This is a genomic window from Prevotella sp. HMSC073D09, from assembly GCF_001814145.1.
GTDB classification, from domain to species: Bacteria; Bacteroidota; Bacteroidia; order Bacteroidales; family Bacteroidaceae; genus Prevotella; species Prevotella conceptionensis.
This window is the reverse complement of the sequence record NZ_KV815118.1, coordinates 24321-33845: the sequence shown is the minus strand read 5'-3', so window position 1 is coordinate 33845 and position 9525 is coordinate 24321. Positions and strand designations below refer to the sequence as shown.

Sequence of the window (9525 nt, the reverse complement as noted above, 5' to 3'; positions counted from 1 at the left end):
TCTCCAAGGGGAGAGGGGAGTGGTATGCCTTGTGTGTTGCACGTTTGTTATTAGTTAACTTGTTATCTGCCAGCCTCACCCCCAGCCCCAACCAGCCCACCCCCAGCCCCTCTCCAAGGGGAGAGGGGAGTGAAATGCTTTGCTTGTTGAACGCTTGTTACTGGTCAACTCATCTACTGGTCAACTCATCTACTGGTCAACTTGTGAACTGGTCAACTTGTGAACTGGTCAACTTGTTCATTCGTCTTCTAATCAATTTTTTTGTCCACTTTTCAGCAAAAGTTTTAACATTATGGCTGCGATTTTTTCCGCCAATCGCCTATCTTGCGCAAAAAATCGATTCTCGCGAAGGTTGGTTTTGAGGCAAAAAGGGGTTGATTGTGAATACTGACATAATGAATATTTATTTAATGGAAACGCCATTTTCACCGAATTTTGGGCTATTTGCCGCTAAATGTACTGCAATATGCTGCTAAACGCACTGCGTTTTGGTGCTAAATGCAAGGTAAAATGGTGCTAAACGCAAGGTGAAATGGTGCTAAATGCAGTGCGTTTTGCCGCTAAATGCAAGGCAAAAAGCATAAATATTCATGGGGATGGTATAAACAAAACCTCTTCGAACCATTAAAAACATGGCAAAAAGGGACAAAATAACCGCTAAAAAGTAGGTTTTTGGGGGTTAAAAGCGGGTTGTTGGCTCCCCCAAAATACGAGCTAGCACCCAAAATAGAAAGGCTAAATGGTGCAAAATGCAGGTAATGGTCTTAAATTTGGCGTAAAAATAAAAGGTGTAAGGATGAAAATTGTGGCAATTTGCATGGTTTGCGTGCTTTATTTTCGCTAGAATGGGGTGACGTTTTTAATTGTTTTGTAAAATAAAGACACTGAATTATAGTGAAACAAAATTTCATTTGGGAAATAGTTGTTAGAAGAGTGCAAGACGTGCGTTGCATGGCATCAATGTAACCTTACGCAGAGGAAAAGGAGGACTTTTGTTTGCTTACGATGCAACTATGGCTTTCCAAATCTAATTCTGTTTGACTATAACAGTTGGGCAGAATTGAATTTGCAATGGGTTGTCTGGTCGTGGGTAAGACAATCTGGTGGTGGATGTCTTTATCGAACAAATGTTGGTGCGGTAAACTTGCGCGTGGCGGTTGGTACGTTTGTAGGGCTGGGTTGTGGGCGTTTAGCTGCCTATCCTGCCTAACATGGCACAACAACCTTCTACCACGTAGCGTTTGGTCTGTTCGTATTAGCTTGTTAGAATGCGAATGTGCTTGTGTGCCATTGTTGCAACATTGATTTCCTATCTATATTTCACGATATAGCGAATGCACAACATGGTTTTGTGGTGCGTAGTTTTGAGCGCCAACCGCTTTGCGTTAGTTGGTGAGGGGGCAGCTGCTAGCTTAAGATGTTATTCAAGGTAACATCGTCTGATTTTCAAGAGAACGTGTCATGTTCTCCAAGTGACCGTGTCCTAATAAAGGGATGTGTCGTTCCAAGACCAATATTTTCGACTATATCTTTGGTTTACAAACACCTCATCTTGCTGTAATAATAAAGAACAAGCCCGATGCCGAGCATTGAACTGCGGCATCGGGCAAGTGTTAAGGTGATTTCCTGAATCAGCCTTGTAGCTTATTCTTTAACCACTTTTACTGCTTTATACAGCTTTCCGTTCTTCATCACGCGAACGATGTAAAGCCCCTTGGCACCAGTGATGGCCACGTTAACCACGTCGCCAGCATTGGCCGTTGCCTTGGTGTTCTGCATAACGGCACCGTTAACGGCCGTAACCTGTATGGCATATTCGCCACCTTCGGCAAAGCGTAGGTTCACACTTTCAACGAAGGGGTTGGGATATAGGGCGAAGTCGGCAGCCTCGACGGCATTAACACCATTGGTTGTGCCCGTTACCTCAACGATGTCGGTTACGGTTTTGGTGTCTTCGCCCCAGAGGTTGGTCAGTTTCAGCGTTGCAGCGTACTTGCCGGCAGCGGCGTAGGTAACAGTAGCCACGTCGCCCTTATCAATTACGTTTGCTCCGTCAAGCGTCCAGGTGGCTTGTGTCTTCACTTCTAGCGTACCAGAGATGCCGGGATAGCCCAAAACATTGTTGTTGTTTTCGCGTGGATCGTAGAAAGCGTTGTCCGTTTTCTCGCCACCACCTTGTGCAATGGCCACAACATCGCCCTTGTATTGTTCGCCGGCACTACCCCAGTTGGCGTACTTGCCATCGGCAGTTTTCTCTTCAAAGGTGTAGTATCCACGCAAGTTAGCGGGCACATTGCCTTTGCTGTAACCATTCATACATTGTTTCACTTCTTCGGCAGATAGGAACTTGTCCCATACTTGCACTTCGTCTATCACTCCGTTAAAGCCGGCCTTGTATACATTGCCGCCACCGATGAATATGTCGGCAAGCTCATAGCTGCGTATACGGTTGTCGCTTTTGTTTTCTCGGCGAGTAGATGCGCCGAAGAAAGCGTTAGCCACTTCCTTACCGTTGAAGTACATGCACTGCCTGCCGCCATCTTGTGTTACAACGATGTGGGTCCACACGCCAGGTACAACTTGATAGCCTGTTGACATCATGTCTGCTTTGGGATCATCGTGGTCTTTCCAGCCCATCGTGTTGAATGAAACCTCGTTAGCTGCGTGGTTTTTCCATTGCGGACGGATGGTTACCCATAGGTCTCCCCAGTTGTTGTGGGGCCAACTATCCTTGATGGTATTCTTGTTAATGAGGTTTGTTCCTTGTTTGTCGTGTCTGAAAGACTCGGCTTTGAACCAAAGTGCGTACGAATAGGTTGTGCCTTGCTGCAAGTCGGCAGGCATGCGGAACATGTTGGGGTCGCTGATGATTAGACCTCTGGACACTTTGCCGTCGCCTTTCTTGCCAGTAAAGCTGTACTTCACTTCTTCGCCGGCTTTGATTTGTTGTTTGCTGGGCGTAATGCTTTCGATATGTGGCACGGCACCAGTGCTTTCGGGCGAAACCTGAATAAAGCCGCGGTTGAGATGCTCTTGGCCTGTGTTGTCTACCAATCTAACGTCGTACACGCCAACCTCATCTAGTTTGAGGTTGCAGCTCGTTACGTTCTCTGCGCTGAAAAGAACTCGCTTATCGCTAGGCCTGATAACTTCCCACTTTTGTGCGGGCTCTTCGATAAGGTCTTCTAGGCTGAGCGTAAACTCTTCTCCGGGCTTGATAACGGCCTTGCTAAGCTTGGCGGTGTGCAAAGGTTGGTCGTAAGGAATGTCGGTCCATGCGCTCCAAGCAATGTCCGAATGGTTAAGTCCGTCGGGCGAAATGGCTCTAACGCCCATTCTTACCTGGCGGTTTGCCTTGTCGGAAGGCACAGGAGCGTCTACAACGTATGCCGCCCACGATGTGGTAGCGGTGAGCAATTGCTCTTTTCCACCTTTCGGTTGAATGTAAATTTCGTAGTACCAGGTGTCAACTTCGTCGTTGTAGGTTTTCTTTGCGCCCGTTCCGTCGTCGCTGTAATAGCGCATCTTGAAGTCGAAGGCATTGTAACGGCCTCTAAGAACTTGCAGTTCGCCCACGGTAGGTTTCTTGGTGTTGAAGGCTTGTTGGGGATTGCGCACGGCCATTTCGCCCACCAGCATGTTGTAGTTGTGGGTTGTTCCTTCTACTTTGATACCAATCATGGCCACAGTGGCGTTGGCCGTAATGCCAAAGTCGGACATTTTAGCGGTGAAGGTGTTCCATTGTCCTGCCTTTGGTGCATCGGGTATGGCCACTTCCTTATACTTGTTGGTTTCGCCTTTCAGTGCGATGAACAGCTTGGCGTGGGTTTTGTTGCCCTCGGTAAGCTTGTAGGTGATGCTAAGCGTATTGTCGGCTGTTACGTCGAGCATGGTTTTGAACAGCTTAACGTGCGATGCGGCCGTTTGTCCGTGCAGGCTAAGGCACGAACCGCCAAAGTAAGCCTCGTCGAAAATGAGGTCGGCCTTAATCAATGAGGGGTAAGAGGCGGCGTCTACCTTGTCTTCTGCGTTGGTAATCCACCAGCGCCACGTGGGCATAATGTCTTGTGTGTTGATGTTATGCCACTTGTGGTCGAAGGTAACTTCGCCTTGGTTGTAGAACTTCAAGCCGTTGCCCAGGTTAAATCTGGACACGAAGGGTACGCTGGTGATGGTACTCTTGGCCGTTAGCAACGAAGAAAGTCCGTGGAAACGTTGCAGAGAAGCGTTGGAGAGGTTGCAGTTGTCGGTGAATTCGGGGCGATAAGCCGGGTTGCGATGTCCGCCGCTGAAACATAGCTCTTGCTTTAAAAGGTAAGCCTTTTGTATGGCGATGTCTGAGGTTCCGTCGTCGGTTGCACTCTGGTGCAACAGACTTTGACTGTGCGCACCCCAGAAACCAACCGATGCCTTTGTTTCAGAAAGTGCGCGCCAAGAACGGTCTCCGCCAGACAGTCTCATTCCATTCTTTTGAATGTCGAAACCTGCATAGATGTCGTAACTGCTTCTGTTCATACTCTTTGCCTTGCTGGCGGAGTTGTTGAGTTGGTCTTTGTTCCAGTTATAATTAAAGAAGAGCATGTCTACAACAGGCTTTTCGCCCGTACCAAACATCTCTTCGTTGTGGCTATCAAGGCCTCCATCGAAGTGAATTCTGCCAGAAGAGCTGGTGCCATCGTACCAATATACTTGGAATTCCCAGTCTTGTTTCTTTCCTTCTTCGTGACAAGCTGCGAAGAAATTGATGAGGCGAGTCATTGAACTACGGTCGGACTTGAACTCCGAGTTAACGCCAATGCCGTTAATTCCGTAGTACTTCATGTATTGTACCAGCTTTTCGGCATACTTATACTTGCCATAGCTCGATTCGGTAAGCATTTTTAGCGTTGCTGCGTGGCCGCTTGTTCCCCAGTTGATGTTGATGTGTACATCCCAGGGAATGGACATCAGAGTGCCCACCTTTACGCCGTTCTTGGCAGCTACGTCGGATAGGCCTGCCGAACACCTTACCCAAGGTGCCGTCCAGTTGCCGTGGATGTCGAGATAGCTCCACAGACTGAAGTTGTCTCCTTCGAAACAGTAGCGCGGAAAGGCCTTCCAGGTACTCGTTGGGTCGTCGAGTGGAACCCACAAGCACATCTTGCGCTTGCTGTCTACCGTAGCATCTACGGTATAATCGCCTTGTTCTGCGCCAATACGCTTTCTAGGCTTTACGCGCGAGATGAAAAACTCGTCGTCAATGCGCGATGCGTTGCCGATTGTTTTCCCAGGTTCCCAGCTCATGAAGCTGTTAATCCACTGGGTTTCGTCGGCCGTCGCGATGTCTAACGGATGTGATGGCGTTCGTTGCGCTTGGGCTGTGACGGCTATTGCCGACAGCGCCAAGGCCATCAATGTAGATTTTCTTTTCATTGTTTATAGTTTTATAAATACTTTGTTGGGGAGTTTCCCCGCAATAGTGTTGTCGTTTTAGATGTTTAGGGGATGTTCCTTTGCGAGGACGGTTGTTTTTGTATTTGGTTTTTAAGCATCAATGTAGTTCGGGGCTAAGCCGGCCCGTGGGCATGTCTTCGTGGTACGTCGATGCTTCCTTCTCTCAGTCGGTGTTAAGGTCGGTTAGTTTCAGTTTTGTTCGCAGTGTTCTCAGCGCGTTGTAGATGTGTGCATCCACCGTTCGCACCGAGATGCCCATCTCTTGGGCAATGTCTTTGTTCTTCATGTCGTGCAGATAGCTAAGCGTAAAAGCCTCCTTGCTTTTGGGCGGCAATTGCTCGATGGCGGTGGTAAGCTTGTGGCTTAGTTCTTTGCAGGCCATGTTAAAGGCCACATCGCATGCATCGGGCGAGAGTAAAGCTGCCGTTTTGCTTTCCATATCAATAACGGCGGCCGAATATCGGTTCACCACTGCACGATGTTTTAGCACGTTAAGCGATTGCGTGTACACCGTTCGGTAGGTGAATGCACGCACATGGGCAGCCGTAGAGATGTCGTTACGCCTGTTCCACAACTCCAAGAACGCCCCTTGTAGCACATCGTCTACATCAACAGTACCCAGCAGGCGTGTGGCATATTGCGCTAGCTGTGGGTATAAGTCGCGAAAGTATGTTCGGAACTCCTTTTCTGTCATGTTTGGGTAGGTGCGGTTTAATGGGGTTTGCCCATCGGTTATAGCCTTTTGTTGCGTTTTTTAGCTAGTTTGTTGCAACGGCTTTTCGTGCCTGTGCTAATAGTTCTCTGCAAATATACGCATTATTTAACGAACCAGCGCAAGTTTATAAGACTTTTTTGCAAAACAAGATTAGGTAAGCACAGGCGTTGGAGAAAGGGTTTAGGCTGTTACCTGTTGTTTTTCGTGGTTTTGTTAGGCTAGTTTGGCGTGTTGGTGTGTGGTTGATACACCTGCTTTTGCCTTTAAACAATTTGCCCCCAACCACTTAACGAGGCGGTTGGGGGCAAGGTGTTTTAGTACGAAATCTTCACTCCGAGGAAAAGGCTACGTGGTTGTGTGGGGCCGTAAACGTAGTCGGAGGCTCGCGAAGGGCCTTTGTCCAGGTCTTTCTGGTAGGCATCCAGCAGATTCTGAACGCCTGCGCTAGCCTGCAACTTCACTTGGTTGTGAAGGTAGAAGTCGTACGCCAGTTTCAAGTTCAGCGTGAGGAACGAGGGCGTATGCTCGATGATGGAGAAGTCTTTGGTGCGTTCGCTGCCGCCCTTGGGGTGTCCAACGTACATTCTACCCGTGTAAACGCCCGAGAGCGACACGTTGAAATCTATCGTAGGGCGCACGTTCAGCGTGAAATAGCCATAGGTGTCGGGCGTGCGCAGCAGGCGTTTGGTGGTTTTAAACTCGTCGGCAGCATCGTCGTCCCATTCTTCGGCCGTGCGATAACGGCTGTTTTGCCACGTAAATCCAGCCTGCAATTGCGCCCAAGAAGTAAGCGATGCCTTGCCTTCGAGGTTCAGCCCAAACACCGTTGCGCCGTTAGAGTTGTAGCGTTCTTCCACACGTGCGCCATCAATTACGACGTCGTCGGCCAGCTTGCGCGTGGCAAACATGTTGTTCAGACGGGTGTAGAAACCCTCGATAAGCAGGTTGGTTTGCACCGTTCCGAAGCTTTTATAGAGGTCGGCCGATGCACTGAAACTGTGCGAACGCTCTTCTTTCAGGTCCTTGGCGAGGGCAATCTTCACGCGGTCGCCGTCAGAAATCTTGGTGTGCAGGTCTTCGTCGAAGGCTTGCGGAGCCCTAAACCCACCAGCGTATGTAAGGCGGAAGTTGGTGTTGGGCGTGGGATTGTAGCGCAGGTTCACGCGCGGACTGAATATCAGGTGCGAAATAAGGTTGTGCTTGTCTAGTCGTCCGCCCAACAACAGCCCCCAATGGGCATTTTTCCACTCGTTTTGCACGAAGGCACTACTGATGCGCACGCGCTGTTCGAGCAGGCTGTTGTAGCCCAACGAGCGGTCTTTTATGCGGTCGAAGCTGTATTCGGCACCCACGGTAAGGTCGGCTGGCATAAACAACAGTCGGTCGAAGTTGTGCACATACTGCGCTCCGGCAATGTAGTTGATGTTGTGTGTAACGTTATACGCCCTTTGTGCTTTGTCGTAAGCCTGCGCGTTGGCTAAAATTTCTTGTTGGTCGTCGGGCAGTTTTGCCGCGTCTTCCTCGCTCATGTCTAGGCTAAGGCCCAGCTTGTAGGCCTCGTTCAGGGCCTTCTGCCCCTCGGCTGCGCTAGCCAGTTCGCCCAATCCGCCGTAATAGCTTTTGCGGTCTACGTTTTGAAACGAGGCGTATGCGCTGAAATGTCCCTTGCCATTGGGGTTGAAAAGGTCGTAAGCCAAGCTGCCGCCGTTGATGGTATGCTCTATTTGTTCGGCAATGTTGGCCTCGTGGGGCGGCAAGAAAAGGTTGTTGCCGCCACGGCGAAACTCTTTCAACCCATGATATTTCAGGGTTACTTTCGAGTAGTCGGTGAGCCGAAGGAAGGTGCTAAGCCCCAACGTTTTATTGTCTAGCGTGGGCAAGTCGGTGTAACCGTCGCCATCGCGGTCGTAAGCCGAGCGGTGTCTGCTTTGCGCATAGAGGTAAAAGCCTGCTCTGCCGTTGGTTGTAACAACCGAAACGTTGCCCGTTGTGTTGTTGTCGAAGGCGGTAGAGCCAGTTGTTGCGCCCGTGATGGTGTGTGCCAGCTCGGCCGAATTTTCGCTAGGCTCCTTGGTAATGATGTTGATGGTGCCGCCAATGGCCGATGCACCGAAGAGTGCCGAGCCGCCACCGCGAACAATTTCCACACGTTCTACCATGTTGGCGGGTATCTGTTCGAGCCCGTAAACGCCTTGTAGGGCGGTAAACACGGGGCGCGAGTCTACCAATATCTGCGAGTAGTGGCCGTCGAGTCCGTTGATGCGCACCTGCGAAAAGCCGCAATTGGTGCAGTTGTCTTCGGTTCGCACGCCCGGTTGGAAGTTAAGTCCTTGTGCCAATGTGGTTGAATGGGTAGACTCGAACAACTTCGTGTCCAGAACATTCACGATAACGGGCGACTCGCGCCTAAGCGTTAGGCTGCGATTGGCCGAAACAACCACCTCGTCTAGCGCAATTTCGTCGGGCGTTAGCTCAAAGTTCTGCTCCGTGGTATAGTTCCTTTCGGTGGTAACCTCTTGCCTAAGTGCGCGGTAACCCGCAGAGCGCACCTCTATTTTCACTTTTCCCAAGGGCAGGTTGTTCAGCGCGTAATGCCCTTCGGCATCGGTGGTGGTGGTTATCACCGTGCCAACCACCAGCACGCTAGCGTGCGATAGGGGTTGCTGTGTTTTGCTGTCTACCACGCTGCCTTTTATGTTGGCATCGGTTTTTTCTTTCACTTCGTTTTCTGCCCGCATGCCAATGGGGATGCTTAGGGCGAATGTTGCGCAGAGTGCGAACACCAGTTTAAAGAATTGTTTTCTTACTGTTCTTTTCTTTTTCATTTTACATTCACTTTAAAAAAGGCATGTTCTGTAAACCTTCCGCATAGCACGCAATTCGCCCTTTCGGGGTTCTTATCGTTCCTCGAAAAGTTTTAGAGCTCGCCTTTAGATTTGTTAATGCAAAGTTACGGCTTTGTTGTGATGTGCGCAATACCTAGAAGTGGGGAAAAGAAAGCCTCACCCCCTGCCCCTCTCCAAGGGGAGAGGGGAGTGGTATGCTTTGTGTATTGCTCGATTGTTAAAGGTTTATTGGGTAACTCGTCAACTGCTTTATCTCTCGCGGATTTATTTTGTTTTGTCCACTTTTCAGCAGAAAATTTAACACAAAGAGTGCCATTTTTATCCACCAACTGCTCACTCGGTCGCAAAAAATCGATTCTCGCGGAGGTTTGTTTTGATGCGACTAAGGGCCAACCTGTGGATGCTGCAAAATGAATATTTATGACAAGGAACTGCCATTTGCACCCGTTTTCTAGGTGTTTACTGCTATGTCTTCTGCAATATGCCGCTAAACGCAACGCGTTTTGGTGCTAATTGCAGTGCGTTTTGGTG

General features: G+C 49.5%; 4 protein-coding genes. 1 reads left to right on the top strand and 3 read right to left on the bottom strand.

Annotated elements, in window-relative coordinates:
- Positions 1-362 (top strand): hypothetical protein (locus HMPREF2955_RS16615; RefSeq protein ID WP_210401309.1); only part of this gene is annotated, 362 nt, incomplete at its 5' end.
- Between the two features lie 1282 nt (positions 363-1644).
- On the opposite strand, the gene HMPREF2955_RS10295 is transcribed toward HMPREF2955_RS16615, so the two are convergent.
- The 3 genes from HMPREF2955_RS10295 to HMPREF2955_RS10285 all read right to left on the bottom strand — a co-directional run bounded on the left by HMPREF2955_RS10295 (position 1645) and on the right by HMPREF2955_RS10285 (position 8973).
- Positions 1645-5412 (bottom strand): endo-beta-N-acetylglucosaminidase, encoded by a 3768-nt coding sequence (locus HMPREF2955_RS10295; RefSeq protein ID WP_210401308.1) that lies wholly within the window; start codon positions 5410-5412, stop codon positions 1645-1647.
- Between the two features lie 184 nt (positions 5413-5596).
- Complete coding sequence (locus HMPREF2955_RS10290; RefSeq protein WP_070723298.1) at positions 5597-6127, bottom strand: RNA polymerase sigma-70 factor; 531 nt, start codon at positions 6125-6127, stop codon at positions 5597-5599.
- Positions 6128-6462: 335 nt separating this feature from the next.
- The gene (locus tag HMPREF2955_RS10285) at positions 6463-8973 is read right to left on the bottom strand and encodes a TonB-dependent receptor (protein WP_070723297.1); all 2511 of its coding nucleotides are present in this window, start codon (positions 8971-8973) and stop codon (positions 6463-6465) included.
- Positions 8974-9525: the final 552 nt, after the last annotated feature.